The 26583-nt window shown below is 65.0% G+C and carries 28 protein-coding genes; 2 read left to right on the plus strand and 26 right to left on the minus strand.

Going from position 1 to position 26583, the window contains the following annotated elements:
• Positions 1-291: 291 nt before the first annotated feature.
• The gene (locus tag ACN8M7_RS05165) at positions 292-1203 is read left to right on the plus strand and encodes a LysR family transcriptional regulator (protein WP_490259995.1); all 912 of its coding nucleotides are present in this window, start codon (positions 292-294) and stop codon (positions 1201-1203) included.
• Positions 1204-1215: 12 nt separating this feature from the next.
• On the opposite strand, the gene ACN8M7_RS05170 is transcribed toward ACN8M7_RS05165, so the two are convergent.
• From ACN8M7_RS05170 to dctP, 14 genes are all read right to left on the minus strand, one after another.
• Complete coding sequence (locus ACN8M7_RS05170) at positions 1216-2718, minus strand: tripartite tricarboxylate transporter permease (RefSeq protein WP_061237200.1); 1503 nt, start codon at positions 2716-2718, stop codon at positions 1216-1218.
• 11 nt (positions 2719-2729) lie between these two features.
• Positions 2730-3173, minus strand: coding sequence for a tripartite tricarboxylate transporter TctB family protein (locus ACN8M7_RS05175; protein ID WP_490259996.1), 444 nt, complete (start codon positions 3171-3173; stop codon positions 2730-2732).
• 55 nt (positions 3174-3228) lie between these two features.
• The gene (locus ACN8M7_RS05180; protein WP_490259997.1) at positions 3229-4209 is read right to left on the minus strand and encodes a Bug family tripartite tricarboxylate transporter substrate binding protein; all 981 of its coding nucleotides are present in this window, start codon (positions 4207-4209) and stop codon (positions 3229-3231) included.
• A gap of 597 nt (positions 4210-4806) precedes the next feature.
• Positions 4807-5607: an amidohydrolase family protein gene (locus ACN8M7_RS05185; protein WP_061237194.1), complete on the minus strand. Its 801-nt coding sequence runs from the start codon at positions 5605-5607 to the stop codon at positions 4807-4809.
• Positions 5608-5609: 2 nt separating this feature from the next.
• Complete coding sequence (locus ACN8M7_RS05190; RefSeq protein WP_490259998.1) at positions 5610-7094, minus strand: tripartite tricarboxylate transporter permease; 1485 nt, start codon at positions 7092-7094, stop codon at positions 5610-5612.
• Between the two features lie 15 nt (positions 7095-7109).
• Positions 7110-7586, minus strand: a complete 477-nt coding sequence (locus ACN8M7_RS05195; RefSeq protein ID WP_490259999.1) for a tripartite tricarboxylate transporter TctB family protein — start codon at positions 7584-7586, stop codon at positions 7110-7112.
• Complete coding sequence (locus ACN8M7_RS05200; protein ID WP_490260000.1) at positions 7583-8554, minus strand: Bug family tripartite tricarboxylate transporter substrate binding protein; 972 nt, start codon at positions 8552-8554, stop codon at positions 7583-7585. Before ACN8M7_RS05200 ends, ACN8M7_RS05195 begins: the two co-directional genes overlap by 4 nt.
• A gap of 133 nt (positions 8555-8687) precedes the next feature.
• On the minus strand, positions 8688-9668 hold the full coding sequence (locus ACN8M7_RS05205) for a hydroxyacid dehydrogenase (RefSeq protein ID WP_490260001.1): 981 nt from the start codon (positions 9666-9668) through the stop codon (positions 8688-8690).
• A 340-nt stretch (positions 9669-10008) separates the two neighbouring features.
• On the minus strand, positions 10009-10713 hold the full coding sequence (locus ACN8M7_RS05210) for an IclR family transcriptional regulator (protein ID WP_061237185.1): 705 nt from the start codon (positions 10711-10713) through the stop codon (positions 10009-10011).
• Positions 10714-10849: 136 nt separating this feature from the next.
• A complete protein-coding gene (locus ACN8M7_RS05215; protein WP_490260002.1) occupies positions 10850-11788 on the minus strand; it encodes an SMP-30/gluconolactonase/LRE family protein in 939 nt (312 codons plus the stop codon).
• A gap of 4 nt (positions 11789-11792) precedes the next feature.
• Positions 11793-12293 carry a TRAP transporter large permease subunit gene (locus tag ACN8M7_RS05220; RefSeq protein WP_490260003.1) on the minus strand — a complete coding sequence of 167 codons (501 nt, stop codon included), beginning with the start codon at positions 12291-12293 and terminating at the stop codon, positions 11793-11795.
• Positions 12294-12301: 8 nt separating this feature from the next.
• Positions 12302-13090, minus strand: coding sequence for a TRAP transporter large permease (locus tag ACN8M7_RS05225; RefSeq protein WP_490260004.1), 789 nt, complete (start codon positions 13088-13090; stop codon positions 12302-12304).
• Positions 13087-13608, minus strand: coding sequence for a TRAP transporter small permease (locus ACN8M7_RS05230; RefSeq protein WP_490260005.1), 522 nt, complete (start codon positions 13606-13608; stop codon positions 13087-13089). The genes ACN8M7_RS05225 and ACN8M7_RS05230 overlap by 4 nt, the downstream gene beginning before the upstream one ends.
• Before the next feature lie 15 nt (positions 13609-13623).
• Positions 13624-14610, minus strand: coding sequence for a TRAP transporter substrate-binding protein DctP (gene dctP / locus ACN8M7_RS05235; protein WP_490260006.1), 987 nt, complete (start codon positions 14608-14610; stop codon positions 13624-13626).
• A 645-nt stretch (positions 14611-15255) separates the two neighbouring features.
• Between dctP and ACN8M7_RS05240 the strand changes: the two genes are divergently transcribed.
• Positions 15256-15933: an RraA family protein gene (locus ACN8M7_RS05240; RefSeq protein WP_061237177.1), complete on the plus strand. Its 678-nt coding sequence runs from the start codon at positions 15256-15258 to the stop codon at positions 15931-15933.
• Between the two features lie 90 nt (positions 15934-16023).
• Here ACN8M7_RS05240 and madM read toward each other — a convergent pair whose 3' ends face one another.
• The 12 genes from madM to ACN8M7_RS05300 form a co-directional block, all read right to left on the minus strand.
• Positions 16024-16788, minus strand: coding sequence for a malonate transporter subunit MadM (gene madM, locus ACN8M7_RS05245; RefSeq protein WP_061237374.1), 765 nt, complete (start codon positions 16786-16788; stop codon positions 16024-16026).
• Positions 16789-16793: 5 nt separating this feature from the next.
• Positions 16794-17195 carry a malonate transporter subunit MadL gene (gene madL / locus ACN8M7_RS05250; protein ID WP_061237175.1) on the minus strand — a complete coding sequence of 134 codons (402 nt, stop codon included), beginning with the start codon at positions 17193-17195 and terminating at the stop codon, positions 16794-16796.
• Positions 17196-17257: 62 nt separating this feature from the next.
• A complete protein-coding gene (gene mdcH, locus ACN8M7_RS05255; RefSeq protein ID WP_490260007.1) occupies positions 17258-18184 on the minus strand; it encodes a malonate decarboxylase subunit epsilon in 927 nt (308 codons plus the stop codon).
• Positions 18181-18813, minus strand: a complete 633-nt coding sequence (locus ACN8M7_RS05260; protein WP_490260008.1) for a malonate decarboxylase holo-ACP synthase — start codon at positions 18811-18813, stop codon at positions 18181-18183. Before ACN8M7_RS05260 ends, mdcH begins: the two co-directional genes overlap by 4 nt.
• A 9-nt stretch (positions 18814-18822) precedes the next feature.
• Positions 18823-19629 carry a biotin-independent malonate decarboxylase subunit gamma gene (gene mdcE, locus ACN8M7_RS05265; RefSeq protein ID WP_490260009.1) on the minus strand — a complete coding sequence of 269 codons (807 nt, stop codon included), beginning with the start codon at positions 19627-19629 and terminating at the stop codon, positions 18823-18825.
• A 2-nt stretch (positions 19630-19631) separates the two neighbouring features.
• A complete protein-coding gene (locus ACN8M7_RS05270) occupies positions 19632-20483 on the minus strand; it encodes a biotin-independent malonate decarboxylase subunit beta (RefSeq protein ID WP_490260010.1) in 852 nt (283 codons plus the stop codon).
• Complete coding sequence (locus ACN8M7_RS05275) at positions 20476-20775, minus strand: malonate decarboxylase subunit delta (protein ID WP_275546606.1); 300 nt, start codon at positions 20773-20775, stop codon at positions 20476-20478. Before ACN8M7_RS05275 ends, ACN8M7_RS05270 begins: the two co-directional genes overlap by 8 nt.
• 1 nt (position 20776) lies before the next feature.
• Entirely contained in the window at positions 20777-21655 is an 879-nt protein-coding gene (locus tag ACN8M7_RS05280; protein ID WP_490260011.1) for a triphosphoribosyl-dephospho-CoA synthase, read from the minus strand.
• Entirely contained in the window at positions 21655-23316 is a 1662-nt protein-coding gene (gene mdcA / locus ACN8M7_RS05285; protein WP_490260012.1) for a malonate decarboxylase subunit alpha, read from the minus strand. Before mdcA ends, ACN8M7_RS05280 begins: the two co-directional genes overlap by 1 nt.
• Before the next feature lie 105 nt (positions 23317-23421).
• Positions 23422-24393 (minus strand): sensor domain-containing diguanylate cyclase, encoded by a 972-nt coding sequence (locus ACN8M7_RS05290; RefSeq protein ID WP_490260013.1) that lies wholly within the window; start codon positions 24391-24393, stop codon positions 23422-23424.
• Positions 24394-24471: 78 nt separating this feature from the next.
• The gene (locus ACN8M7_RS05295) at positions 24472-25254 is read right to left on the minus strand and encodes a type IV pili methyl-accepting chemotaxis transducer N-terminal domain-containing protein (protein WP_490260014.1); all 783 of its coding nucleotides are present in this window, start codon (positions 25252-25254) and stop codon (positions 24472-24474) included.
• Positions 25255-25556: 302 nt separating this feature from the next.
• Complete coding sequence (locus ACN8M7_RS05300; protein ID WP_490260294.1) at positions 25557-26582, minus strand: hypothetical protein; 1026 nt, start codon at positions 26580-26582, stop codon at positions 25557-25559.
• Position 26583 lies beyond the last annotated feature (1 nt).

Here is a 26583-nt window from a genome sequence, read left to right on the forward strand (position 1 = left end):
TGAGCGTCACGTCATCCAGCGCGAATATCCCATGGCCTCGCCGATGGGTAGTGCCGGTAGCTCACCGCGCATCAAGGCTGCAGGGCTTTCAGGTCTGATATCGCAGGCAGAGAAGCGAAATCCGTCATCACTGGACTGCTGATACGGCGGCCCCGACCACTGATCACATCAGCATTATTAGGATTACAGATAAAGAGGCGTTCCCGACACCACGGCCCTGCAACCAAAGTCGCACCCCGCCGCGCCACGCGGATACGGCACAATCAGCCATCGCTGAAAAAGGACTGGCCGATGCTGATCGATGAAGAACTGACCCTGAAGAAGCTGGAGGTTTTCCTGGCCTTCATGCGCAGCGGTAATCTGGCGCGTGCTGCCAGCGAACTGCAAACCAGCAACGTCAGCGTGCACCGCGCCATCCATTCGCTGGAAAGCGCGCTGCGCTGCCCACTGTTCAAGCACGAGGGGCGCAACCTGATTCCGCTGGAGAGCGCCTATGTGCTGGAAGAGAAAGCCCAGAAGCTGATCCACGACGCTCAGGAGATGGTGCGCCTGACCCGTGAGGCAGCCGGCTTCGGCGCCGAACGCTTCAAGCTCGGCGCGCTCTACTCGTTGACGGTGAAGACCGTGCCGCAACTGATCATGGGCCTGAAGCTGCGCCGTAGCGAGCTGAACATCGACCTGGTGCTCGGCTCCAACGTCGACCTGCTGTACAAGCTGAAGAACATGGAGCTGGACGCGATTCTGATCGCCCTCGACGACAGCATCAGCGACCCGGACTGCGAACAGCTGGCGCTGTTCTCCGACGACATCTTTCTCGCCGCGCCCAACGACTCGCCCTTCGCCGATCACACCGAAGTCGACCTGGCCGACCTGCGCAACGACACTTTCATCACCCTGACCCAGGGTTACGCCACCTTCCGCGACGGCGAGCGGGTGTTCCAGCAGGCCGGTTTCGAGCCCAAGGTGGCGATGCAGGTCAAGGACATCTTCACCCTGCTCAGCATGGTCAGCTCAGGCGTCGGCTATGCCCTGCTACCCGGGCGCGTGGCGGCGGTGTACGAAAACCGGGTGAAACTGATCCCGCTGCAGGCCAAGTACCACCTGCAGCAGCATATCGGCGTGGTCTTCCTCAAGGCCAAGGAGCGTGACCCGAACCTGCTGGCGCTGCTGGCCGAATGCCGGATGTATAGCCGGCAGTCGTAAAACACCAGGTGGTCAGGCCGAGCGGGGCTTGCGCCAGGCCATTAACAGCGGGCGCAAGCCCAGCAGCAACACCAGGACGGTAAAGGCCAGCACGGTGGCGCTGATCGGCCGCTCGACAAAGGTCATGAAATCCCCACGCGACAGCAGCATGGCGCGGCGGAAGTGCTCCTCCATCATCGGCCCGAGGACGAAACCCAGCAGCAGCGGCGCGGCAGGGAAGCCAAGCACGCGCATGGCGTAGCCGAAGGCGCCGAACAGGGTCACCACCAGCACGTCGAAGGCGCTGTGGTTGACGCTGTAGGTGCCGATGCAGACGAACATCAGCACCGCCGGGAACAGCAGGTGGTAAGGCACCATCAGCAGGCGCACCCAGAGGCCGATCAGCGGCACGTTGAGGATCACCAGCAGCAGGTTGCCGATCCAGAAGCTGATCACCAGGCCCCAGAACAGCGACGGCTGGTCAGTCATCAATTGGGGGCCGGGGGCGATGCCATGGATCATCAGCGCACCGAGCATCAGCGCCATGGTCGCACTGCCGGGGATGCCCAATGCCAGGGTGGGGATGAAGGCGGTCTGGTCGGCCGCATTGTTGGCCGACTCCGGCGCGACGATGCCCTCGATGGCGCCCTTGCCGAAACGCTCCGGCTCACGGGCCAGACGACGCTCGGTGGCATAGGCGAGAAACGCCGCGATGGACGGGCCAGTGCCCGGCAGCGTACCGAAGAACGAACCAATGCTCGAGCCACGCAACATCGGCCACCAGGAGCGCTTGAGGTCGTCACGGGTGGGCTTCATCGCCGCCAGACGCAGGGATTTGCGATCGACCTGGCCGCCGTCGACCTTGCCGATGCTGGCGATCACCTCGGCGACACCGAACAGCCCCATGGCCAGCGCCACCAGATTGATGCCGTCGGCCAGGTCGAGCACGCCGAAATCGAAGCGCCGCGTGCCGGTATAGATGTCACTGCCGACAGTGCCAAAGAGGATGCCGAAGGCCACCATGATCAGGCCCTTGAGCAGCGAGCCGCCGGAAATGTTCGAGGCCGCCACCAGGCCCAGCAGCATCAACGCGAAGTACTCCGCCGAGGAGAAGCTCAGGGCGTAGTGGCTGATGGTCGAGGCCAGGCTCATCAGCAGGATGATGCCGAACGAACCGCCGAAGAACGACGCCACGGTGGTCATCAGCAGCGCCACACCGCCGCGCCCTTGCTGCGCCATCGGGTAGCCGTCGAGGCAGGTTACCGCGCTGGACGGCGTGCCCGGCACGTTGAGCAGGATCGAAGCCGTGCTGCCGCCGTAGCTGGTGCCGTACCAGATGCCGGCGAGCATGATCAGCGCGGCGGTGGGTTCCAGGTGGAACGTCATCGGGAACAGCATGGAGATGGCCGCCAGCACGCCAATGCCCGGAATCACCCCGAGCAGGGTGCCCATGAACACTCCGACGAAACAATAGAACAGGTTGTACCAGGAGAAGGCGGTCTCCATGCCGATCAGCAGATTGTCAGCGAAGGACATTCCGGCACCTATCAGAACAGGTCGAAGTTCATATCCAGCGCGAGCTGGAAGATCAGGTAAGCGAGCAGCGCCAGCGCGGCGCTGAGCAGCAACGCCTGTTTCGCGCGGGTCTTGCGATCGGCCATAGAGGAGATCAGCACCACGCAGAGCACGGCCGGGATAAGGCCGGAGTAGGTCACCGCCAGCGCGAAGAACGCGATGGCGCCAAGCACCAGCAGCGCCGGGCGCCACTGCACCGGCATGCCCTCGCGCAGCCCCGGACGCAGCCAGGCGAACAGGGCCAGCAACGCGCCGAGCACCGCCAGCACGCTGCCCATGGCCACCGGGAACATGCCCGGGCCCATGCGCTGAATGCTGCCGATGTTGTAGTGGTTGACCGCGTAAAGCGCGATCACCACGCCGAACACCGCAATCAGCAGGCCGCTGATCGCGTCCTGATAGTTACGCTGTGACATTGCGAATTCCTCGAAAGGCCAGGAGCTAGACGGGCAGCCCCCGGCAGTTGCAGCCTTAGTTGACGGTGGCGCCGGAGACCTTGATCACTTCGCGCCAGCGCTCGATTTCCTCACCCAGCAAAGTGGTGAAGTAGGCGCTGTCTTCGTTGAGCACGGTGCTGCCCTCGGCTTCCATGGCCTTGCGCACCTTGTCCGAACGCAGGGCTTCATTGATCACCTGATTGAGCTGGGCAACACGCTCGTCGGAGAGCCCGGCAGGGCCGACCACGGCTTTCCAGTCGGCGGTCTCGAAGCCGGCGAAGCCGCTCTCGGCCACCGTCGGCACGTCCGCCAGGATCGGGCTGCGCTGCGCCGAAGTCACGGCCAGCGGCCGCAGCGAGCCGGCGCGGATATGTGGCAGGACGCTGGGCATGCTGCCGATGTAGATGTCGACCACGCCCCCCATCACGTCACTGATGGCCTGGGCGATGCCCGGGTACGGCACATGGGTCAGCTCGATGCCGGCCTTGCTCTGCAGCAGCTCCAGCGACAGATGAGCCACGGTGCCCGAGCCCGGCGTGCCGAACAGCAGGCTACCCGGCTCGGCCTTGGCATCGGCGAGGAAGCTGGGCAGATCCTTGATCGGCGAATCACTGCGGGTAACGATGACCATCGGCTGGGTGGAGATCACCGCAATCTGGCGGAAGTCCTTCAGCGGGTCGTAGGGAATGTCCTTGTACAGGCTGGGGTTGACCGCCAGGTTGGAGGTCTGGCCGATGGCCAGGCTGAGGCCATCGGCCTTGGCCCGGGCCAGCTGCGCCAGGCCGATGTTGCCGCCGGCGCCGGGACGGTTCTCGACCACGAAGGTCCAGCCGGTGCTTTCACCGATCTGCTGGGTCAGCTGACGCGCGGAGATATCGGTGCCACCGCCAGGCGGGAACGGCACGATGAAACCGATGTTGCCCTGCGGATAATCATCCGCGTGAGCCGGGAGAGTCGACATGGCCAGGGCAACCAGGGCACTGGCGGTTAGCTTTCTTGTGATTTTGCCGATCATGGGGACGATCCTCGTTGGGGCTTCCTGATAGCCGCGGCACTGCTGCCTTGGCTCTTCTTCTCTACACAGTGGCGCCTCGCAAAACCCGGGGCGCCGTTTTGACGATCGGCAGGCAGGCCGATCAGGCAGTCGAACCGAAATAGGCATGGGCCGGCCGGGCAGCGGCCGACACAGGCAGCGGCGCCAGGCAAAAGACGAATGAGGTGCGGAGCTGAAAACCTGGCGCAGTCGCGCCGAGGGGCAGGATGCAGGGACGCAGCCAGGCGCCCGGCAGGGAGATGCTTCGACTCATGGTGCGGACCTTGTTGTTCTACTTCACCAGGGGCAGGTCAGGCCTGCCGCGAATAGGCTGAAGCCTAACATATAGAAATGTCATTTCAATAATGCCATTTCAGCTTCACCCAGCTCACACCCTGAAAAATGCTGCAGAGTGCGTCACCACGCACTCAAACAGCGATAAATAGCTCTAAAAAGCACCGTAAACTGTGTGCTTTCTCGGCATGCTCTCAGCCGCGACCGCCTGAAGCGAGCCAAAGGCGACTCCAGCCGCGGGCTTTAAAATCTATAAATAGAAATATCGTTCTATTAAATAAGATCTTAGAAACGATAGAGTCGCGCCGGATTGTCCACCAGGCAGGCCTGTAACTGACGCGCGTCCAGCTCGCGCTGGAGAAACGCCAGCATGTCCGCTGACTGCGGCAGCGGTTCGGCCGTCATCACATGCGGCCAGTCACTGCCCCACAGGCAGCGCTCGGTGTACTGCGTGAGCAGATGACGCAACGGCGCGGCGAGGTCGTCATACCGGCCAGGCTGACGACTGACACGGGTCGGCGCCAGCTTGACCCAGACCCGCCCGCTGTCGAGCAGGCGACTCAGGCCGGCGAGATCTGCAGTGCTGTCCGGAGCGATCTGGCCGAAGTGATCGAGCACCAGCGCCTGCCCTGCCGGCAGCTCGCCGAGCCTTGCCTGCAGCGCAGCGTAGCGCTGCGGCTCGGTATTCAGCTCGACATGCCAGCCCTGCTCGGCCGCCCGCGCAGCCAGCGCCGGCAGGCGTGGCAGGTCGTTGATACCGAGACGACTGCGATCCTGGATGCGGATCGCGCGCACGCCGGCAGCATCCAGCTCAGCGAGGTTCTGGCTGTGCTCGTCGATCATCGCCACGCCGCGCAACTCGATATCCGTGGTATTGCGCAGCACCTCGAGCAGATGGCTGTTATCGCTGCCATCGATCGACGCCTGCACCAGCACCGCACGGCCCATGCCTGCAACCTGCGCCTCCCGGCGAAACGCCTCGATGCTCTTGCGCGGCGGCCGGTAGCTGGCCTCGGCATAGACGCGATCCGGCGAAAACACATGAATGTGGCAATCGCACAGCGGCGCTGCAACGGGCGGACGCATGCTCAAGCTCCTCGAACGGCCTGGCGCCGGTGCTGCCAGGCGGCACCGAGCCCGCACAGCAGGGTCACCCCGAGCAGCGCCAGGACGATGGGCGAGTTGAGGAAGATGTCGGCACTGCCACCACCGGCCAGCAATGCCTGACGCAGGCTCTGCTCCAGCGACTGACCGAGGATCAGGCCAATCAGCAACGGCGGCAGCGGGAACCCGGCACGGCGCAAGGCGAAGCCGACACCACCGGCCGCGAGCATCACGCCGACATCGAACAGGCTGTTGTTCACCGAGTAGGCGCCGAACAGCGCGAGAATGGTGATCAACGGATAGAGGTGACGAGCCTGGATGCGGATCACGTGCACCGCGCCACGGAACATCGCCAGGCCGAAGATGATGCAGGGAATCGACAGCAGGATCAGCGCCAGGAAGATCGCATAGACTTCCACGCCGTGATCACGGAACAGGAACGGCCCCGGGGTCAGGCCCTGCAGCATGAAGGCGCCGAGGATCACCGCCGTCACCGCGTCGCCAGGAATACCCAGCGCCAGCGTCGGCACCAGCGCCCCGCCAGTCACGGCATTGTTGGCTGCTTCCGGCGCGGCCACGCCCCCTGCCTCACCCTTGCCGAAGGCCTCCTTGCGTGGCGAACGCGAGCGCGCCAGGTTGTAGCTGACGAACGCCGGCACGGTGGAGCCGATGCCCGGCAGGATGCCGACGAAGGTGCCGATCAACGACGACAGCAGCAGCGTGCTGCGCATCCGCCACATGGCCAGAAAGCCCACCTTGCCGCTATCCACCGAAACCGGCTCGACCGCCGCGCGCTCGCCACGGCGACGCTCGAACACCTGCTGCAACACCTCAGACATGGCGAACAGACCGATCAATACCGGAATCAGCTGCAGGCCATCCTCGGCGGCGAAGCTGCCGAAGGTGAAGCGCGGCAGGCCTTCGATGGGGTCGAGACCCACGATGCTGGCGGCGATACCGACCAGCACCATGATCGCCGAGTCGAGCTTCGAGCCACCGCCGAACAGTACGATGATCGACAGCGCGAAGAACATCAGCGCGGCCATCTGCGCCGGGCCGAAGTCCAGGGCGAAGGCCGCCAGCGGCTGCGCCAGCAGGATCAGCACCACACAGCTGAACAGATTGCCGAACACGCTGGAATACAGCGCCACGCGCAGCGCTTGGCCGGCGCGCCCCTGACGCGCCATGGGGTAACCGTCGAGCACGGTGGCCGCCGAGGACGGTGTACCGGGCACATTGAGCAGGATGGCGGAGATCGAGCCGCCGAAGATAGCGCCCTGGTAGACCCCCAGTAGCAGGATGATCGCCGGAACCGGCGACATGCCGAAGGTCACCGGAATCAGCAGGGCGATGGCCATGGTCGGGCCGAGGCCCGGAATGGCGCCGATGATGATGCCGACGACGACACCGCAGACAGCCGCGACCAGCACCCATATGTCGAACAATGCGTAAAAGGCTTCGAGAAGCATGGCAGGCTCCGCCAGTCAGGGAAGGGGAATGTTCAGTGCGTAGCGCGCACCGAAGGTGACCAGCACGGCCACTACCAGCGGCAGCAGCACGCCTAGCAGCAGCCGCCGCTCGCCCAGCACCCAGGCCAGCAGCACACCAACCGCCGCCGCGCAAAGCAGAAAACCCAGCGCATCCATGGCCAGCACGGCGCCTGCGATCAGCAGGCCGATCAGCAGCACACGACCCCAGTGCAGCACCGGGCCGGGGGCATCCTCGACACTACTTCGCCGCAACCACAGACGCAGACCGGCGGCCAGCACCAGCAAGGCGAGAATCAACCGTGGAAAGAAGCGCGCATCCGGGCCGCTGTCGCCGAAGTCGAACACCAGCACCTGGCTCTGCAGGGCCAGCAAGCCGGCCAGCGCCAGCAGCAGAATGACCAGGGTAGCCAGGCTCTGCAGGCCGAAACGGCAGGGTTTGGCGGACGCACCGCCGGATAGCTTGGCACTCATCGTTTCAGCTCCTCGGCCAGGTTGCGGTAGACCAGCAGATTGCGCTCGATCACCTCGTCCATCTGCGCGCCGGACATGATCCGTACCGGCTGACTGAGCTTGTCCATGTCACGGGCGAAGGATTCCGACGCCGCCGCTTCGGCGAACGCTGCACGCAGACGCTCGACGCGCTCGGGCGGCACACCACGCGGCACCATCAGGCCGACGATGGAGGGAAATTCGATGGCATAGCCGGCCTCGGTCAGGGTCGGAATCTGCGGAAAATCCGGGTCGCGACTGTCGTCGAGCACACCCAGCAGACGCAGGCGCTCGCTCCTGACCATATCGCGGTAAGCCGGCACCAGAGCGATGTCGATATGCCCGCCGAGCAGCGCCGCGGTGACACTGGAAGCACTGCTGAAAGGCACGTGCTGCAGGTCCGCCTGGGCTTTGCGCGCCAGCGCTGTGAAGGTCAGGCGCGGACCACTCAGCGCCCCCGCCGTACCGTAGGTCAGGCGCTTGCCGGAAGCTGCCGCGCGGATCAGCTCATCCAGCGAGTGATAGGGGCTGTCGGCCCGCACCAGCACACCGTGATAGGGGCCGGAGTAATTCATCAGCGAGACGAAATCGGCAATCGGGTCATAGCCGACCGGACGCAGCGCCGGGGTCACGAACAGCGGCGACGAGGTGGTGGCGATCAGCGCGTAGCCATCGGGCTTGGCCGCCGCCAACGCACGCATGGCATTGATGCCACCGCCACCGGGGCGGTTTTCCACCACCACTGGCTGGCCCAGCAACGGCTCGGCCAGAGCCGCCAGACGCCGGGCGGAAATATCCGTGGTACCACCCGCGCCGTAGGGCACGATCAGCGAAATGGCTCGGCTCGGATAGTCCGCTGCCTGCGCCATGGGCAGCAGCAGCGACATCAGCAGGGCAGTGGCAGCCAGAAGGCCATGGCGAAGTGCAACCTTCGCAAGCAGCGTTTTCATGAGCTTTCCCTTGTTTTTATTGTGGGAATAGCGAACACCGCACGCATGCGGCGCTCAGTGTGAAGCTGGGTGTCAGTTCGGGGCGCTAGCGAGCCAGCTCGGGCCAGCTTGTGTCAACGGCCCGCAGTGCCGCTCAGACCCCTGGCAGCAGGTGGCGGTTGACCACGCAGCGCGGCTCCAGCGCTTCGCCGGCCCAGTGGGCGACGATCTGCTGCACCGCAAGCAGGCCTACGCGATCCTGCGACGCCTGCGTGTTGGCCCCCACATGCGGGGTCGCCACCAGATTGCCCAGCGACCACAGCTCGCTGTCGGCTGCCGGCGGCTCCTGCTCGAAGGTATCCAGGCCGGCACCGCCGATCTCGCCGGCGCGCAGCGCGGCGGCCAGCGCCTGACTGTCGATCAGCTCACCACGCGCCGTGTTGACCAGAATGCTCTCGGGCTTCATCAGCTTGAGCTGCTCGGCGCCGATAAGGTGGCGGTTATCGGCGGTCAGCGGGCAGTGCAGGCTGATCACGTCGCACTCTTCGAGCAGGCGCTGGAAGTCGCTCTCGCGACTGACGTTGTCACGCTCAGGCAGATGCTTCAGGTAAGGATCGAAAATACGCACCTGCATCTTCAGCGGCGCGACCAGGTCGAGCAGGATCCCGCCAATCGAGCCCAGGCCGACCAGGCCCAGGGTCTTGCCGGACAGCTCCACGCCCTTGGCGGTGGCCTTGTCCCAGTGACCGGCGCGCATACGGCCGTCCAGCCAGGCCACCTGGCGGGCCACGGCGAACATCAGGGCGAAGGCATGCTCGGCCACCGACTGGGCATTGGCACCCAGGGCGATGGTCACCGGGATATTGCGTGCGGCTGCAGCCTGAATGTCGATGGTGTCGTAGCCCACACCATGCTTGGCGATGATCTTCAGATCGAGCGCAGCGTCGATCAGTTCGCGACCGAACTTGCCCTGACGGACGATGGCCGCACCCGGCTGCTCGCTGGCGATGATGGCGAGGAGCTCGTCGAGCGGCGCGTAAGGCCGGGTCGGAATGACCTTGACGCCCTGTTCGGCGGCGAAGGCCATGGCAGAAGGCGACAACGCCGGACCTGTAACCAGGATGCTTCGATTCATGGTGCGTACCTTGTTCTTTTATGTTCACCAACGGCGGGGCTACCCCACCGGAGCAGTAGACAGACTACCATAAAGAAATGCCATTTCAAAAATAAGAAAAAGCAAAAGAAGGGCCCAGCAAAATCCCGACAAAACCGGGCAAAAACCCCAGGATCATGGCGAGGTCAGCGCAATTAAATATACAAAAAAGAAACGCCATTTCGATAAATGACAAGGCGTATGGCCTGCCGACCCTAACTCAGCAAGGCCATGGGCCAGAGGAGCATTTCGCGGAGTATCCGCTTACTCATGGGCTGCACGCGGTCAGACAGACCGACGCACCACGACAGCTCAGCCGCCTTCAGCCCCAGGTGAAATCGACCTTGCAACCCAGGCTGCGAGCCAGATCGGCCGCTGCCTTGCAGAACGCCTCGCGCAGAATGCCGGCACGCTCCTCGGTGAGCCGGCTGGCAGGCCCGGAGATCATCAGCGCACCGACCATCTCATCACCCGCGCCGAAGATCGGCAGCGCCATGGCCGCCGCATGTGGGTCGGTGACCCCGCTGGAGTAGAACGGCTCGGTGAGGGTTCGCGCCTTGTCGATGCTGGTACGCAGCGCCTGGGCGCCGGCAGCATTGTCCATAGGCCGCATGTCGCCTGGCTGCAGGTGCAGACGCAGGCGATGCGGCGAGTTGACCCGATACTGGCACAGGCGATAGGCGCCATGGCGCACGTAGAGCGAGGCGGTTTCGCCGGTTTCGTCGGTCAGCGCCTGCAGCACCGGCATGACATGCCGCTCCAGGTCGAGGGCGTCCTGGTAGACGGCATTCAGGCGCATGACCTCGCTGGCCAGCTGGTAGCGCCCATCGGCCATGCGATTGATCAGACCGAAGGTTTCCAGCGATACCGTCAGGCGCATGATGGTGCTCTTGTTCAGGCCGGTGCGCTCGGCGAGCTCGACCAGCCCCAACGAAACATCACCCACCTGAAACGCGGTCAACACGGTCAGAACGCGGTCGGCCGAAGCGACGCCACTGACGGCCGGGCGAGGGCGTGTTTTGATCATCAAGAGTTCCTCATCGACAGACGATTTAGCAGTTTGCCGAGCATTATCGAGCCCCGACGACCGGATGCGCCACATTTGTAGCGCATGGCGTGAAGATGAGGCGCGCGGCGCCCCCTCCTGGCGACGGCACGATGACCTAGCGCAGGCCCCAGCCCGAGGCCATCGGCTGCCCCGCCACCGGCAGCTCGGCGCGCAGAATGGAGCCCGAGTCGGACTCGGTGATGTACAGCGTGCGCCCGTCGATACCGCCGAAGGCGCAATTGGTGGTGCCCAACCCCTTGGGCGAGCGCACCACCGCAATCGGAATGCCGAGGGCATCGTGCACCCAAACCAGGCCCATGCCGGTCTGACACACCACCACGCCGTTGTCGCGGGTCAGCGCCAGGCCGTCCGGCCCGGCGCGGCCGCCGGAGAACTGCAGAAACAGCCCAGCCTTGACCACCCGCTGGCTCTGCGACAGCGGCAGACGCCAGACCGCATTGGCGCGGGTCACCGCCACGTACAGGGTGTGCCCGCTGCTATCGAGCACTAGGCCATTGGGGCTCGGCACCTTGTCGATCAGGCAATCCAGGCGGCCGCTGTCCGGGTACCAGCGATAGACGCGGCCACTGGGGTCCTGCAGGCCGGTCTGCCCCTGATCGGTGAAATACAGCGCGCCATCAGGGCCGAAGTGCAGATCGTTGCAGCCCTTGAAGCCTTCGCTGTCGGCATCACCGAGCACGGTCTCGACCTGACCGCTGGCCGGGTCAAGGCTCATGATGCCGTTGCGGAAATCGGCGATGAAGATGCGCCCGCGAGCATCGATCTTCAGGCCGTTGGGCTGGCCGTCGTACTCGGCCATCAGTTCCACCTCACCACCCGGCGAGGCGCGGAAGATGCGCCCGAAGGGGATGTCGACGAACCACAGGTTGCCCTGCAGATCGAACGACGGCCCTTCGATAAAGCTGTCCACCGGTGCGCCGCGACGATTCTTGTCGGCCCAGTAGGAGCGCGCAGCGGGGCGGCGCAGCGCCGGCGGCAAACTGGTGAAGACTTCGGCCTCGATCAACAGCGGATCGGGATGGGGAAAGGCCATGCTATCAACCTCCAACGGTCAGATTGGGGAACCACAGCGCGATGTCGGGCAGCGCGATGAGCAGCAACAGGAAGGCCAGGATGATGATGAAATAGGGCAGCACGCCCATCACCACATCTTCCACCCTGGTGTCCTTGTCCGAACCGGCGACCACGAACAGGATCACCCCCAGCGGCGGGGTCAGCTGGCCCAGCTCCACCAGCACGACAACGAAGATGCCGAACCAGATCGGATCCACGCCCATGGCCATCAGCGTCGGGAAAATCACCGGAACGATGATGGCGATCATGCCCAGGCCTTCCATGAAGCAGCCGAGAATGGCGAACACCAGCATCAGGATCAGCAGCAGGCCGACCTTGGACAGACCAGCCTGCGCCACCCAGTCGACCATCTGTTCACCCACCCCGGACAGCGCGGTGGCGTAGGCGAAGATCATCGAGATGAACACGATGAACAGCACGTTGCCGCTCATCAGCAGGGTGCGCGACATGGCCGAGCGCAGCATGGCCAGATTCAGCCGACGTACAGCGCGGCAATCAACATCGCGCCGACCACGCCCAGTGCCCCGGCCTCGGTCGGGGTGGCCAGGCCGCTGTAGATGCTGCCGAGGATCATCAGGATCAACAGGCCGAAGGGGAGCACGTCGCTCAATGCCTGCAGGTAATCGCGCAGCGAGCGCTGTTGCGTGTCGCGCGGCACCAGATCCTTGTTGAGCAGCGCACGCGCCATGATGAACAGGCTGTAGCAGGCGCCGAGCAGAATGCCCGGGATCAGACCGGCAGCGAACAGCTTGGCGATCGAGGTTTCGGTGAAAGTGGCGTAGATGATCATGGTGATCGACGGCGGGATGAGGATCCCCAGGGTGCCGCCAGCGGCCAGCGAACCGGCCACCAGCCGGCGGTTGTAACCGCGCGCGGACAACGCCGGCAAGGCCACGGTAGACATGGCCGCCGCTGTCGGCGCGCTGCCACCGGCCACTGCGGCGAATACGCCGCTACCCACGATATTGGTGTGCAGCAGACCGCCAGGCAGGCGCTTAACGAACGGCGCGATGCCGTTGTACAGACGCCCGCTCAGGCCACTGGCGAGCAGGATCTCGGCCATCAGGATGAACAGTGGAATGGCAGCCAGGGTAAAGCTGTTGGCCGAACCCCAGCTGACCAGGCCGAGTGCCTTCCAGCCAGCAACGCCCTTGAACAGGAACAGGTAGATCAGCGCCGCCGCGCCGACCGCGAACTGCACCCACAGACCGCCGATGATCAGCACCAGCAGCACGATGAAAGCGATGGCAGCATCCATCATTCAGCCCTCTTGGCGCGCAGCGTGACGATCAGCTGTTCGATGATGAAGATGGCAATCATCGACAGGCCCAGCGGCACCAACAGTTGTGGAATCCACAGCGGCGTCATCAGCGTGGTGGGGGCAACGTTGCCACGCGCATAGGAGCTCAGCACCAGCTTGCCGGTCTGCCAGATCAGCACCGCGCACACGCCCAGCGAGATCAACTGGAACAACAGGTTGAGCGCGCGCTGCAGAGCTGCCGGCAGCGCATGCAGAACGAAGCCGACCTGGAACAGGCTATTGCTGCGCAGGCTGAGACTGGCGCCGAACAGGGTGAGGCCGACGACCAGGTAACCCGCCAGCTCTTCCATGACCTTCAGCGAGTAGCTGAAGAACGAGCGCGAAACAATCTCCGCGCACACCAGCAGCACCAGCGAGACCAGCGCCAGGCCGGTGGTGAAGCGCACCAGCGCGGCCACGCCATCGAATAGGCGGCCAGCCGAAACCGGCTGCCCTGCCTGCAGATCTACTTCGCTCATGGTCGGCTCCGGCTCTTACTTACCAAGGGCTTGCAGGACTTCACCGAGGACCTTCTCGTATTGCGGGCCAGCGCCTTTGGCCCATTCACGCCAGAACGGCGCCAGCTTCTGCTGCGCGGCAGCGACGGTCGCCGCATCGACCTCGACGATCTTCATCCCGGCCTTGGCCTGGCTCTGCTTCTGCACTTCCTCGTCTTCGATGAAACCCTGGTCGATCTTGATGATTTCGTCAGCGACGATGGCATCGAGCTTGGCGCGGGTGGCGTCGGACAGATCGTCGTAGGAATCCTGATTGGCGATCAGCGCACTGAAGGCGTAGCTGACCGGCAGGCGGTAGTTGTTCGGCAGGAATTCGTGCCAGTTCTTCGCCCCACCCGCGCTGGCCGTCAGCACACCGTCGATCACCCCGCGCTCCAGAGCACTGGGCACGTCGGTGCCGGCCAGGGTGATCGCCGAACCACCGAAGGCCTCGACGAAGGCGCCCTGCTCCGGCGAGGTGACGCGAATCTTGCGCCCAGCCAGGTCGTCCAGGCCGTGCATCTCAAAACGCGTGAACAGGGTCTGCTGCGGGTAGCGGTAGCTGCCCAGATAGGCCACGCCCTGTTTGGCGAAACCCTCCTTGAGGTAAGGCTCCATGACCTTGTAGGCCTTGTCCCATTCCTCGGCGTTGTTGATCAGCATCGGCAGGTTGAGGATGCGCGCGATCTGCACGTTGCCGGAGAAGAACAGGTCCGCGGCGAAATCGACGATACCGTCACCGGCAGCCTGCGTGATATCGGTCGACGAAATCTGCAGGGTCTTGCCCAGGTGCAGGGTGATCGACAGGTCTCCGTCGGTATCCGCCTTGATGCGCTGGGAAATCCGCTCCATGCCCTGCACCGCGGCAGTGGTGGATACGGCGGAATAGGTATAGCCGGTCCAGTTGGCGGCGTGCGCCACAGCGGCAGCGGCGCTACCGATCAGTACCAGGCTGAAAAGCAGATAGCGTTTGGCGAATCCCATGATCAGTTCCTCGTGACAACGTCTGTATGGCCAGGGCCTGACGAGGTGCCAGAGCGCCGCGCAGAGCTGCGCGCCGTCCGCCAACCGCGAAAAGCCGTCTTGTTGTAATCGAACGGGGTCAGTGCCTTGCGCGATTGGCGCGGGGCGCGTGACTTCGCGGCAAGGGCGAGCGCGATGCGCAGGGCAACTCAGGGCTGACCATTCCCAGGCGGGCGGTGACAGCCCAAGACTGGTCAGCGGCGATGGGGGCGGAAAGTTCGGCGGACAGCCCATGGGGCCGGATCGCAGGGCGCTTGACGGCCGCTTCGGCGGCAAAGGCCATGGCAGATGGCGATAGCGCCGGGCTGGTGCCCAGGGTGCTTCGAGTCATGGTGCGTACCTTGTTCTTGTTGGTTCGTCTGCTTCCGGGAGGCAGCCCGGCGACGGTCAATCCAGACTAGCATAAAGAAATGGCATTTCAATAAGTGCTTTTTTCCTGACGACAATCGGCCATGCACAGGCCCTTCACCCGTGAGACGACCCAAAAACACCCAGATTGAACCAGCAATCGCCTGTGCACTGTTGTATACCCGTACCTCTCAATGATATTTATGAAATGGCATTTCATAAAACCACATAACCATCATCGTCACGAGGTATCAATTCATGTCCATCGGATTCAGGGTCCTGCCTGCCGCTCGCAAAGTCAGCGCGGAGTGGGTCGAGCGTTTCCGCCACGTTCCTGTCGCCTGCGTCAGCGACTCGATGAACCGGATGACCGCCGGTGGCTCACGTCTGCGTCCGATGCATGGCGGCGGCGTCCTGGCCGGCCCGGCGCTGACGGTCAAGGCCCGTCCGGGTGACAACCTGATGCTGCACCATGCACTGGATATCGCCGAACCCGGCGACGTGGTGGTGGTCGACGCTGGCGGTGACCTGAGCAACGCCCTGATCGGCGAAATGATGGTGGCCTACGCCGCCACGCGCGGAGTTGCCGGCATCGTCATCAACGGGGCGATCCGTGATGCAGCAGCCATCCGCGCCGGTGACTTCCCCCTGTTCGCCGCCGGTATCACCCATCGCGGCCCGTACAAGGACGGCCCGGGTGAAATCAATGTACCGATCGCCATCGACGGCATGGTCATCGAGCCGGGCGATCTGCTGATCGGCGACGACGATGGCCTGCTGTGCGTGCCCTACGACGAAGTCGCCGGTGTGTATGAACGCGCCGACGCCAAGAACCGCGCGGAAATTGCGCAGCTCGAGCGCATCGCCGCCGGCCAGAACGACCGCAGATGGGTCATCGAATCGCTGCGTCAGAAGGGCTGCCAACTGCCCGAATAAGGTCGCCTGCCCCTGCCTGTACGCCTGGCACAGGCAGGGCGCGCCACGATGAGCGAATAAAAAAAGCCCGCCTTGAAGGCGGGCGAAGTGTCAGCCCAGAAGGCCGCGCATCAGAAAGTAGAGCAGGGATGGGCCGAGCAGGCAGCCCAGAGCGGTGTAGAACGCCGCGGTCAGGCAGCCATAAGGCACCAGCTTCGGATCGGTTGCCGCCAGGCCGCCGGCCACGCCACTGGAAGTCCCCATCAGACCGCCGAAGATCACCGCGCTGCGCGGATTGTCCAGGCCGATGTAGGGCGCGACGAAAGGCGTCGCCACCATCACCAGAATCGCCTTGATCAGCCCTGCGGCGATGGACAGTGCCATCACGTCGGAGCTGGCGCCGAGTGCTGCACCGGTAACCGGGCCGACGATGTAGGTCACCGCGCCGGTGCCGATGGTGGTCAGGCTGACCACGTCGGTGTAGCCGAAGGCCATGGCCACCGCCACACCGGCGATGAAGGACGAAAACACCCCGACGAACAAGGCCAGCACCCCGGCGACACCGGCGCGCTTGAGCTCCTCGACACTGACCCCGAAACCGGTGGCGACGATGGCGAAGTCCCGCAGCATGGCGCCGCCGAGCAGGCCGATGCCGGCGAACAGCGGGATATCCACCAGGCCCTTCTGCCCACCGGTATAGGCACCGCCGATATACGACAGCAACAACCCGAGCAGGATGGCGATGGCCGAGCCGTGCAAACGGCCCTTGGTGAACTTGTCGGAGATCCAGTAGGACACCCACATGGTGATGCCGATGATGGCGAAGCCGCTGAGCAGGCCGTAGCTGGTGACTACCTTGAGCAGAGATTCGTACATGCTGATCACCGTGGCGCTTTGGTCAGAGGGGAAGTGGCATCGGTTTCAGGCTTCTTTTGCCCGATCCGGCTGAGCACCGGCACCAGGGCGAAGCCAGCCACTACGGCGGCAGTCCCGGCGATGATCGCCATCGGCCCACCGCTGAGCGCGCCGTAGACGTTTTGCTGAGCTGCCATGGCGACCACGATGGGAATGTAGATGGCGCTCCAGAACTCCACGCCCTGTTCCGACTTGCCGACGAACAGGCCACGTTTTTTCAGGTAACTGCCGAGGAAGATAAGCAGCAGCATGGCGATGCCGACACCGCCGACATTGGCGGGCACGCCGATGAGTTGTCCCAGCAGTGAACCGATAAAGATTCCTGCCAGGGTGCAGAACGCCAGAAAGGCGACACCGTAGATGATCATTGTTGTTGTCCTCGTCTTACGTATCGAAGTTGTTGTTCTTGTGCTTCGGTAAACGCTACGGCTCAGCGGTCGCGGCTTACCTCCTGACGCAACATGGCGTCGAGTGTATCCAGACGAGCACCGCTGAAGGCGATGGCCTGGCCGGGTTCGAATACGCGGCGGGCGAGCCCGGTCAGCACGCCACCGGGCGGCAGTTCCAGGTGCAGGCCCACGCCGCGCTCATAGGCGGTGACCAGGGTGGCCTGCCAGTCGACGACGCGGCTCATGTTGCAGGCCAGGTCGTCGCGCAGGGCTTCAGGATCACGGATCAGGCGCGCCGAGCTGCTGCTCAGGTAGCGTACCTGCGGTGCCCGCAGCTCGACCTTGGCGAATGCTGACGCCAACTCCCGAGCCGGTGCATCGAGCAGTTCGCAGTGCGACGGCACGCTCATGGCCAGGCGTTTCGCCGCACCCGCCCCCAGCGCACGGGCACGTTCGGCGACGGCGGCCATGGCTGCCTCGCTGCCGGCGATCACCAGCTGGGTTTCGGCATTGATATTGGCCAGGTACACCGGGCCGTCGGCTTCGGCCAGCAGGCGCTCGATGCTGCTCTGGTCGAGGCCGAGGATGGCGGTCATGCCGTAGCCATCAGGATAAGCGCGCTGCATCAGCTCGCCACGCAGGGCGACCAGGCGCACGGCATCGGCGTAGTCCAGCGCACCGGCTACCACGGCGGCGGCATAGGCACCGATGGACAGGCCGGCGACGTAGTCGGGGCGATGCCCGCGCTCGCTGAGCAGACGCGAAGCCGCCACACCGGCAATCAGCAGGCACAGTTGCACGGCGCGGGTATCTTGCAGCGCTTCGGGCGAGTCCAACAGACGCACGTCTTCACCCAGGGCGGCGCTGGCCTGCTCGATACAGGCCTGTACCACCGGGGCCTCGGGCAAGGCATGCAGCATGCCGGGCTGCTGAGCGCCCTGGCCGGGAAAGGCCCAGAGCGTGCTCACGCGGCCACCTGCTGCGATTGCCAAGGGTCGCTGACCAGCAGCGGGCCGTGCTGGGTTTTCAGCAAAACACGTGGCGCCTGGCCGGCCCACTCACGCAGGGCCACGGCGCCATATGGGGTTTCCAGTTGCAGATCGATACGCCCCGGCGCGGCGTCCAGCAGCACGCACAATGTCCGCGCCTCGGCGCGAGAAAGCAGATCGGGCGCACGTAACGACAAGTCGAGATCGCTGTCCGGGTGCGCCGCCGTGATGCCGCTGGCCAGCTCGAAACCCAGGCTGCCGGTGACGCCCCAGGCCAGGCCCAGGGCATCCAGATGCGGCGCCAGCTGGCCCAGGGCGCGCAACGCCGGCCAGTGTGGCTGCGCGTGACTGCGCCAGCGTCCGGCCCGTGCCACCGCCTGCGGGCTGACCAGCCGGCTGATTTCGCTCACCCGCATCCAGCTGGCGTGCCGCTGTTCACGCGCAGCGCCACGGACACCCACCGCGACCCAGCCTGGCTCGGCCGGAGCACGGCGCACCACCACCGGCACATGCGCACCCAGGGCGGCGCGAGCCCAGGCCGGCGCCTCCTGCGGCAGTTGCTCGGGGCGTAGGCCCCAGAGCAGGTCATGTGGACGGGGGGTATGCATGATCGGCTCCTACCACTGCGCGCGCAGCAGTTCGCGCACTTGCGAAGACGCCGCGCGGTTGGCAGCGCCCAGGCGGTTACTCAGATCGCGCGGGCTGCCGGCGATATCGGCCAGGGCGCGGCCCAGGGCGTCCTGCACGCGGGCCAGATCAGCGCCGCTCGGCTGCGTCACCTGCTCCACATCGAGCACCTCCGAAAGCATCCCGAGCGAGGCGTAGTTGTCCAGGTCGTAGGCCATCGGCGGCACCGTGGCGGCCAGCGCTTCAAGCTCATCGACGCAGCGCAGGGTGATACGCGCGGCGGCGGCCTTGCCCATTGCATGCACCATCACCCCGGCGTCGCGCAGGGCGATCAGCCGATTGGCCTGGTAGCCGTGAGCGAGAAAGGCGCCGGACATGGCCTTGCCGACCAGCAAACCGATCACCGCATGCCCGGCCAGGCGAGCACGGGCATAGGCATCCACCGCGCCAGCCAGCGCCTGGTGGATGCCGTAGGCCTCCTCGCGGCGACCATAGGCCTGGCTCGGCACATCGACGATGGCGATCAGCGCGCGCTTGTGCACCTGGTCGCGGTCGGCTTCGATAGCCTCGTCCACCGCCTGGGCTAGGCCCCAGCCTTCAAGCAGGCCGACCTCGCCATTGCGGGCACGGGGAAAGGGATTGTCGGCATCGGCGATCACCGCCAGATAGCGCACCGCCTGACCGGCCAGTTCGCCATCGGCTACGCGCAGCGAGGCTGGCAAACCCTGTTGCGGCCGGGCATCGCCTGCCAGGGCCTGGAACCAGTGCAGGCCACGTTGTTCTTGGACTGTGCTCATGTTCATGCTCCCTGGTAGGCGCTGCGTACGGCAGCGGCATCGGCCTGGACGGCGGTGTCGACATCAGCCAGGCGCCGCAGGAACCAGGCGTGGCGACGGCTGCGCTCGATCTCCGGTTTGCCTTGGGCAAACAAACGGTGCAGCTCGCCGCGAATCGCCTCGACGTCATCGCCGACATAGCCGTCGACCAGGCCGCTGGCGTGGCGCTGCTCGCCGCCGGTCAGGCTCCAGATGAAGGGACGGTCGCGCGAGTCGTATTCGTCCAGCCCGGCTTCCTGCTCGATCACTTGCGGGCCGTTGAGCCCCAGGCGCGCCTCGCGGGTCACCAGCAGGTAGCTGCACAGCCCGGCGGCGATGGACATGCCGCCAAAGCAGCCGACCGGGCCGGCGACCAGGCCGATCACCGGTTGGTACTGGCGCAGCTCGACGATGGCGGCCTGGATCTCGGCAATCGCCGCCAGGCCCAGGTTGGCTTCCTGCAGGCGCACGCCGCCAGTTTCCAGCAGCAGCACGGCGCGGGTCGGCGTACCACTCTTGTTGTCTTCAGCGGCCAGCTCCAAGCTGCCTGCGATCTTCGCCCCGCCCACTTCACCGAGGCTGCCGCCCTGGAAAGCGCCTTCGATGGCAATCACCACCGCAGGCGCACCGTCGATCAATCCCTTGGCCACCACCACGCCGTCATCGGCCTGGGGCACGATGCCCTGCTTGGGCAGCCAGGGCGACATCAGCCGGGCGAAGGGATCGAGTAGCTCGCGAAAGCTGCCATCATCGAGCAATGCACGGGCGCGCTCGCGGGCACCGAGTTCAGTGAAGCTGCGCTGCGCCAACAGGCGCGCAATGTTCTGCTCAGCCATGATTCAGTTCCTCCAGGCCCTGTTCCAGGCGCAGGCGCACCACGCCGGGCGTGGCGCCGAAATCATGAATGGCGATATTCAGTGCGGGCAGTTGCTGCTCGCCGAACATGCGCTCGAACAGCAGCTGCCAGCGCGGCGCGCTGCCGTTGACCGAGGTGACCACTTCGATGGCGAGGGTGCCGGCCTGGCCGGGTTCGAGCATCACTTCCAGGTCGCCGGAGCCGACGCAACCCACCAGCGCGCGGCCCTTGGCCGGTTGTCCGGCGGGGAATTGAAAAGACAGGGTTTCCATTTCACAGACTCCCAAGCTGCGCCGGCAGGCCAAGCTGCAGGCGGTCGAGGAACAGGGTGGCGGCGAGCAGATCGGCCGCGCCGCCAGGCGAGGCGCGCAGGTGCAGCATGTCGCGTTCCAGATCACGCAGCAGGCGGCGACCGTCGAGGCTGGCGCAGCCGCCAGCGGCGAGCACCGCGCGGGCACCGCTCTGCATGCGGGTCAGCCCGGCCATACCGGCGCGATACAGCACGCAGGTGTCGGCCAGCTGGGTCATGATCGCCAGCAACGCGTCGAGGCGAGCGTTCTGCTCCCCTGCCCCGGCAGCGCGGCTGCGCGCCAGTTGCGGAAGCGCCTGCTGGATCACCGATGGGAAGCCCAGCTGCGCTTCTTCGCGCGCCCCATGCACACCGTACAGACGACAGACCTGGGCGCCATGGCTGTCGCCGGTGACGGGCGCCGCGCGGTCATTGAGCAGGGCCAGACGCGCGGCGCGCAGGGCTACTTGCTCCGCTGCCGACGCGCTGACGTCCAACGCGGCGGCGCTGCTGATCAGCCCCAACGCCCAGATCGCGCCGCGATGGGTGTTGACGCCGCCGGTGACGCGCAGCATCTCCACCTCGCCTTCGCGACCGATGCGACCAACGTCCTCACGCAACGCCTGATCGATCTCACCAGATTGCTGCGCGGCCTCGGCCATGGCCTTAAAGCTCGGCCACAGGGCCAGCGCCGAGGCGTGCATCAGGCCCAGGTGCAGGTCGGTGTGGGCGCCGCTGCCACGCCGGTCGACCAGCCCCGGTTTGGGCGACAGGTCGGCCTCGTCGATCAGCGCGTCGACCGCCAGGTCGGCCAACCAATCGCTTAAAGAGAGCGTTGGCTGAATTGCAGTCAGTGCATTCATCACCAGCTCCTGAACTTGGCAGGCGGGTTGTACAGGCCGCCCGACCACTCGACCAGCTCGGCGATGCTCTTGGCCGCGAGCAGTTCGCGGGTCGCATCGGTGCGGCGGATGCCGAGGTCTTCGGGCAGGGCGATCAGACCCTCGCGGCGCATGCGTGCAGTCTCTTTCGGGTCATGGCGCAGGCCGATGGCGGTAACGCCGGCCACCGCCGCGATCATCGCCTGGCGCTCTTCCAGGGTGCGCGCCTTGTACAGGTAGGCGATGCCTTCCTCGGTGAGCAGGTGGGTGACGTCATCGCCGTAAATCATGATCGGCGCCAGCGGCATGCCGGCTTTCTTGGCCACGTCGACCGCATCGAGCTGCTCGACGAAGGTCGGTTTGCCGCCTTCCTGGAAGGTCTCGACCATCTGCACCACCAGCTTCTTGCCGCGCTCGAGCAGCGGCGCTTCGCTGTCGCCCGGGCGCATATCCAGCCAGGCGGGTGTCGAGTGACGCCGGCCACGCGGGTCATGACCCATGTTCGGCGCGCCGCCGAAGCCGGCCAGGCGGCCACGGGTCACGGTGGAAGAATGGCCATCGCCGTCCACCTGCAGGGTGGCGCCGATGAACAGGTCGACCGCGTACTGCCCGGCCAGCTGGCACATCATGCGGTTGGAACGCATCGAGCCGTCACGGCCGGTGAAGAACACATCCGGGCGCTGGGCGATGTAGTTCTCCATGCCCAGTTCGGTGCCGAAGCAGTGCACGCTCTCGACCCAGCCGGTCTCGATGGCCGGGATCAGCGTCGGGTGCGGGTTGAGCGTCCAGTTGCGGCAGATCTTGCCCTTCAGCCCGAGCGATTCGCCGTAGGTGGGCAGGATCAGCTCGATGGCGGCGGTGTTGAAACCGATGCCGTGGTTGAGCGACTGCACGTTGTGTTTTTCGTAGATGCCGCGGATCGCCATCATCGCCATCAGCACGTGCACCGGCTTGATATGGCGCGGATCACGGGTGAACAGCGGCTCGATATAGAACGGCTTGTCCGCCACCACCACGAAGTCGACCCAGGAGGCAGGGATGTCGACGCGCGGCAGCTCGTCGACGATCTCGTTGACCTGGAAGATCACGATGCCGTCGGAAAACGCAGTGGGTTCGACCAGCGCCGGGGTGTCCTCGGTGCTCGGGCCGGTGTAGATGTTGCCGTGGCGGTCGGCCTGAAAGCCGGCGACCAGCGCGACGTTGGGAATCAGGTCCACCAGCAGGCGCGAGTAGAGTTCGATATAGGTGTGGATGGCGCCGACTTCCATCTGCCCGTCTTCGAGCAGTTGGCCAATGCGCAGGCTCTGCGGCCCGGCGAAGGAGAAGTCGAGCTTGCGGGCGATGCCACGCTCGAACAGATCGAGGTGCTCGGCGCGACTGACGCTGGGCATGATCATGTGCAGGTCGTGCAGGCGGCCGGGGTCGGCCTTGGCCAGCGAGCGGGAAAGAAAATCCGCCTGCTTCTGGTTGTTGCCTTCGAGCACCACGCGATCGCCGGGGGCGATCAACGCTTCGAGGGCGGCGACTATCTGGTCGCTGGGCAGCACCACGCCATCGGCGAGATTGCGCACCTGATCGAGTCGCCGCGCTTTTTCCGCGCGCCGGCGCGACCACTGCGGCGGTGGGGATATTGTTGTTGTCATTGAAGACTCCACGAGTTCCGCTGTCGTGGAGGCACATTAGGAGCGTGACGCTGGAGTCATCAATCAAGCAGCCAGCGCAATCGTTACGCTTAGATTAACGATTGCTCAAGCACGGGAGTCTTCGGTGTCGTCATGAGTCGAGTGGGAGGGCATCCTGGCCACCTCCAGTCGATCACGCCCGCGCTGCTTGGCCCGGTAAAGCAGCTTGTCGACACTGTTGAGAAAATCCAGCGAACGGTCACCCGCGCCCGGCACTATGGTGCCCACGCCGAGGCTGACGGTGAGCATCGGTGAAACCGCAGAGCGTTCGTGGGGAATGCGCTGCTGACGCACCTGCTGGCGGCAGCGCTCGGCGATATGGCGGGCGGCCGCTTCGTCGGTCTCCGGCAGCACCAGCACAAACTCCTCGCCACCGAAACGGCCGACGAAATCCCGTGGCCGGCTGACCGCGTGGCTCAGGGCCTGGCCGACGCTCTTCAGGCAGTCATCACCCTGAATATGGCCGTAGTGGTCGTTGAACTGCTTGAAGTGATCGATATCCAGCAGGATCAATGACAGCGGCTGCCGGGTGCGCTGGGCATTGGCCCACTCGCTGGCCAGCACCGTGTCGAACATGCGCCGGTTGGCCACGCCGGTGAGGCCGTCCTTGTAGGAATACTCTTCCAGCTGCTTCTGCAGGGTCAGCAACTGCTCCTCGGTCTTCTTCCGTTCGCTGATGTCGAACATGAAACCGATCAGCGAGTCCACCTCGCCGGTGTCGTCGCGCACCACATGCACCACGTCGCGAATCCACACGTAGCCGCCAGCGGCGGTCAGCGCCCGGTAGTCGGCTTCGTGATCGACGCCGTTCTGCGACTGCGAGATGCAGAATTCCACCACCTTCTCGCGATCATCCGGGTGCATGCGCGTCGCCCAGTCCTCGGCGCTGACCCAGCTGGCCTGCGACCAGCCCAGCAGCGTTTCGATCTGCGGGCCGATGTAGGCGAAGGTCATGGTCTTCCAGTCGATCTTCCAGGGAATTGCCCGGGTGGACTCCAGCAGGGTCTTGTAAACCTCCTGATCAGTTGCCTCGCTCATACCCGTCACCTCAGCCCGAATTGCGTTTGTTTATAACGCAAAATCAGGTAACCAAGGTGACGAGCCGGCGAATGGCTATCAGGACTCGCGGGCCTTCAGACCGGCGTACAGGCGGGTCAGCTCGTTGAGCTGGCGGAACAGCGAGTCGGTGCTGACGGTGATAACGGTCGGTACGAAGTCCTGCTTGGCGTGCAGGTCGATACCCTTGAGGGTAAAGCCCCAGTGGGCGCGAGCGCGTCGCTGTGCGTTGGCGATTTCATCGTTCGGCGTACCGCGGGCTTCCAGCTCCTTGAGGATGGTTTCGAAGTCGTTCACCGCAGTGTCCAGCTTGGCATCCAGATCCGGTGACTGCACGTTCCAGGATTTGGCCATGTAGAGCATGGCGATACGCTGGGTCTGTACGCGTGCCCAGCCGCTGCGATTGACGGTGGCGCCCATCTCGCCGAGGTGCTTGGCCATCGCGTCGGTAACGGCCTGGGTCTGCTGCAGCAGGGTTTCGGCGTTGGCCAGCAACTCAGCGGCCTTGGCGTGATCCGGCTTGGCCTCGACCTGTAGGCGATAGTTCGCCCAGGTGGCGCCGACCTGAGCCAGCGCAGCCTTGATCTCGGCGTTGGGGGCGTATTCGCTGAGCGCTTTGTGACTGGCATCGAAGCGCTGAACGGTTTCCTGCAGCTGACGCTGCGCAGCGTCCACGCGCACGTCGGCGCCGATCATCAGGTAGTCCTTGGCCATGCGCTGGCCGAGCGAGCGCTGCAGGCCGGCCATGTTCATGGCCTCGGAATCGCTCAACTGCGCCAGGCCGGGCGTGCTGACCAGCATTGAGCAGGCCAGCAGAATGAGGGGCAGGTACTTCTTCAACACGTCGGTACTCCAAAATTCGAGAACGAGGCAATGCACCGGAGGCACGCGCCACCGGTAACGGGTTGAACCCTTGAATGCGGGGTTTTTTATTGGAATGCGGGAGGGCAGTTTCGACGGGCGCACGGCCCAGATGCTGCGAAAAAGGGCGCGATGATAGCTGGTATAACGCCATCATTCTGTGCGACCAGTCATGAAGCGGACGACCGGTCGTCCGCCTCAGCAGCGGCCGCGAATAAAAAAGCCGTCAGTCGTCGTGAAGCAAGGGGGAAACGACTGGCGGCCAGAAGTCGAAATTGCAGCGGTCAGGACAGCAGACTGACCACGCTGGAACGGCTGATATTGGCCTGAGCCACCACAGTCTGGGTCACTGCGGCATAACTGCTGGGGCTGCGGCGCATCAGGTTGAACACTTCGCCGGCAAAATCCCGCGCCCACTCGCGCTCGTTCTGCTCGGCATGGCGGGCGAGAAATTCGCGAATCTCCTCCTGGCGATGGCTGAGCTGTTCACGCAGCGCACCGATCCTGTCCAGCGCGGTAACCACCTCATCCAGTGCCCGCCGCAGTTCACGCGCACCTTCCAGGCGCGCGGCATCGGGCAGGCGCAACAGCTGTTCTTCCTGGCTGGCCAGCGGCGCGGCACCCGGCGGCGCCAGCTTGCCCTCGCCCTGCACGCGCAGCTCGCCCTTGAGTTTCTGCCACTCGCTTTCACGGGCGCTGAACCTGAGCGCACCGCCGCTATCGAGTTCGGCGCGAATACCCGCCGGGCCGAGGCCGGCATTGAAGCGACGTAGAATCTGCTGCTCGCTCAGGCCCTCATCGAGCACCACCGCCAACGGCTCGGCCAGCTTGCGACCGGCACTGAACAGCAGGGTTTCCTTGCCTGCCTGCTGCACTGTGGCGATGGAGTCCAGGCCCTGCAGGCTGAAGCGGCTGCGCACCGGCTCGTTGAGACGCAACTTGAAGCCCGCATCCAGCGCCTCGGCGGAGCGCTGACCGCGCTCGGCGAGCAGCTTGCGCACCTGCTCCAGTTCGCGCTTGAGCCCCTCACGCTCGCCGCTCTGGGCATTGCTCAATTCACGGCTGAGGCTGAGCTTGAGCTGACCGAGGCGCCCGGCCAGCTCGCCCAGGTAGCTGTCGGCGGCCTGCATCGAGGTCAGCTGCTGGTTGAGCTGCAGGTTGAAGGTGGCGCTCTTGGCGCGCGGCGGCGGCGCCTGTTCGGCAGCCGGCGCCTGCTTGCGCTGGCGCTGCACGGCCTGCTCGCCCTGCACGGGCCGGCGCGCCTGCGGATCGAGCGCGGTGACGAGCGGAAGCTGCTTATCGACCTTGATC

Origin of the sequence: Pseudomonas spartinae, assembly GCF_965197125.1 — a bacterium.
In the GTDB taxonomy this organism is placed as follows: Bacteria; Pseudomonadota; Gammaproteobacteria; order Pseudomonadales; family Pseudomonadaceae; genus Aquipseudomonas; species Aquipseudomonas composti_A.

What these genes read in the sequence shown, in the direction of transcription:
- ACN8M7_RS05165 (WP_490259995.1), top strand. Translation starts at nt 292, where the DNA reads ATGCTGATCGATGAAGAACTGACCCTGAAGAAGCTGGAGGTTTTCCTG.
- ACN8M7_RS05170 (WP_061237200.1), bottom strand. Translation starts at nt 2,718, where the DNA reads ATGTCCTTCGCTGACAATCTGCTGATCGGCATGGAGACCGCCTTCTCC.
- ACN8M7_RS05175 (WP_490259996.1), bottom strand. Translation starts at nt 3,173, where the DNA reads ATGTCACAGCGTAACTATCAGGACGCGATCAGCGGCCTGCTGATTGCG.
- ACN8M7_RS05180 (WP_490259997.1), bottom strand. Translation starts at nt 4,209, where the DNA reads ATGATCGGCAAAATCACAAGAAAGCTAACCGCCAGTGCCCTGGTTGCC.
- ACN8M7_RS05185 (WP_061237194.1), bottom strand. Translation starts at nt 5,607, where the DNA reads ATGCGTCCGCCCGTTGCAGCGCCGCTGTGCGATTGCCACATTCATGTG.
- ACN8M7_RS05190 (WP_490259998.1), bottom strand. Translation starts at nt 7,094, where the DNA reads ATGCTTCTCGAAGCCTTTTACGCATTGTTCGACATATGGGTGCTGGTC.
- ACN8M7_RS05195 (WP_490259999.1), bottom strand. Translation starts at nt 7,586, where the DNA reads ATGAGTGCCAAGCTATCCGGCGGTGCGTCCGCCAAACCCTGCCGTTTC.
- ACN8M7_RS05200 (WP_490260000.1), bottom strand. Translation starts at nt 8,554, where the DNA reads ATGAAAACGCTGCTTGCGAAGGTTGCACTTCGCCATGGCCTTCTGGCT.
- ACN8M7_RS05205 (WP_490260001.1), bottom strand. Translation starts at nt 9,668, where the DNA reads ATGAATCGAAGCATCCTGGTTACAGGTCCGGCGTTGTCGCCTTCTGCC.
- ACN8M7_RS05210 (WP_061237185.1), bottom strand. Translation starts at nt 10,713, where the DNA reads ATGATCAAAACACGCCCTCGCCCGGCCGTCAGTGGCGTCGCTTCGGCC.
- ACN8M7_RS05215 (WP_490260002.1), bottom strand. Translation starts at nt 11,788, where the DNA reads ATGGCCTTTCCCCATCCCGATCCGCTGTTGATCGAGGCCGAAGTCTTC.
- ACN8M7_RS05220 (WP_490260003.1), bottom strand. Translation starts at nt 12,293, where the DNA reads ATGCTGCGCTCGGCCATGTCGCGCACCCTGCTGATGAGCGGCAACGTG.
- ACN8M7_RS05225 (WP_490260004.1), bottom strand. Translation starts at nt 13,090, where the DNA reads ATGATGGATGCTGCCATCGCTTTCATCGTGCTGCTGGTGCTGATCATC.
- ACN8M7_RS05230 (WP_490260005.1), bottom strand. Translation starts at nt 13,608, where the DNA reads ATGAGCGAAGTAGATCTGCAGGCAGGGCAGCCGGTTTCGGCTGGCCGC.
- dctP (WP_490260006.1), bottom strand. Translation starts at nt 14,610, where the DNA reads ATGGGATTCGCCAAACGCTATCTGCTTTTCAGCCTGGTACTGATCGGT.
- ACN8M7_RS05240 (WP_061237177.1), top strand. Translation starts at nt 15,256, where the DNA reads ATGTCCATCGGATTCAGGGTCCTGCCTGCCGCTCGCAAAGTCAGCGCG.
- madM (WP_061237374.1), bottom strand. Translation starts at nt 16,788, where the DNA reads ATGTACGAATCTCTGCTCAAGGTAGTCACCAGCTACGGCCTGCTCAGC.
- madL (WP_061237175.1), bottom strand. Translation starts at nt 17,195, where the DNA reads ATGATCATCTACGGTGTCGCCTTTCTGGCGTTCTGCACCCTGGCAGGA.
- ACN8M7_RS05260 (WP_490260008.1), bottom strand. Translation starts at nt 18,813, where the DNA reads ATGCATACCCCCCGTCCACATGACCTGCTCTGGGGCCTACGCCCCGAG.
- mdcE (WP_490260009.1), bottom strand. Translation starts at nt 19,629, where the DNA reads ATGAGCACAGTCCAAGAACAACGTGGCCTGCACTGGTTCCAGGCCCTG.
- ACN8M7_RS05270 (WP_490260010.1), bottom strand. Translation starts at nt 20,483, where the DNA reads ATGGCTGAGCAGAACATTGCGCGCCTGTTGGCGCAGCGCAGCTTCACT.
- ACN8M7_RS05275 (WP_275546606.1), bottom strand. Translation starts at nt 20,775, where the DNA reads ATGGAAACCCTGTCTTTTCAATTCCCCGCCGGACAACCGGCCAAGGGC.
- ACN8M7_RS05280 (WP_490260011.1), bottom strand. Translation starts at nt 21,655, where the DNA reads ATGAATGCACTGACTGCAATTCAGCCAACGCTCTCTTTAAGCGATTGG.
- mdcA (WP_490260012.1), bottom strand. Translation starts at nt 23,316, where the DNA reads ATGACAACAACAATATCCCCACCGCCGCAGTGGTCGCGCCGGCGCGCG.
- ACN8M7_RS05290 (WP_490260013.1), bottom strand. Translation starts at nt 24,393, where the DNA reads ATGAGCGAGGCAACTGATCAGGAGGTTTACAAGACCCTGCTGGAGTCC.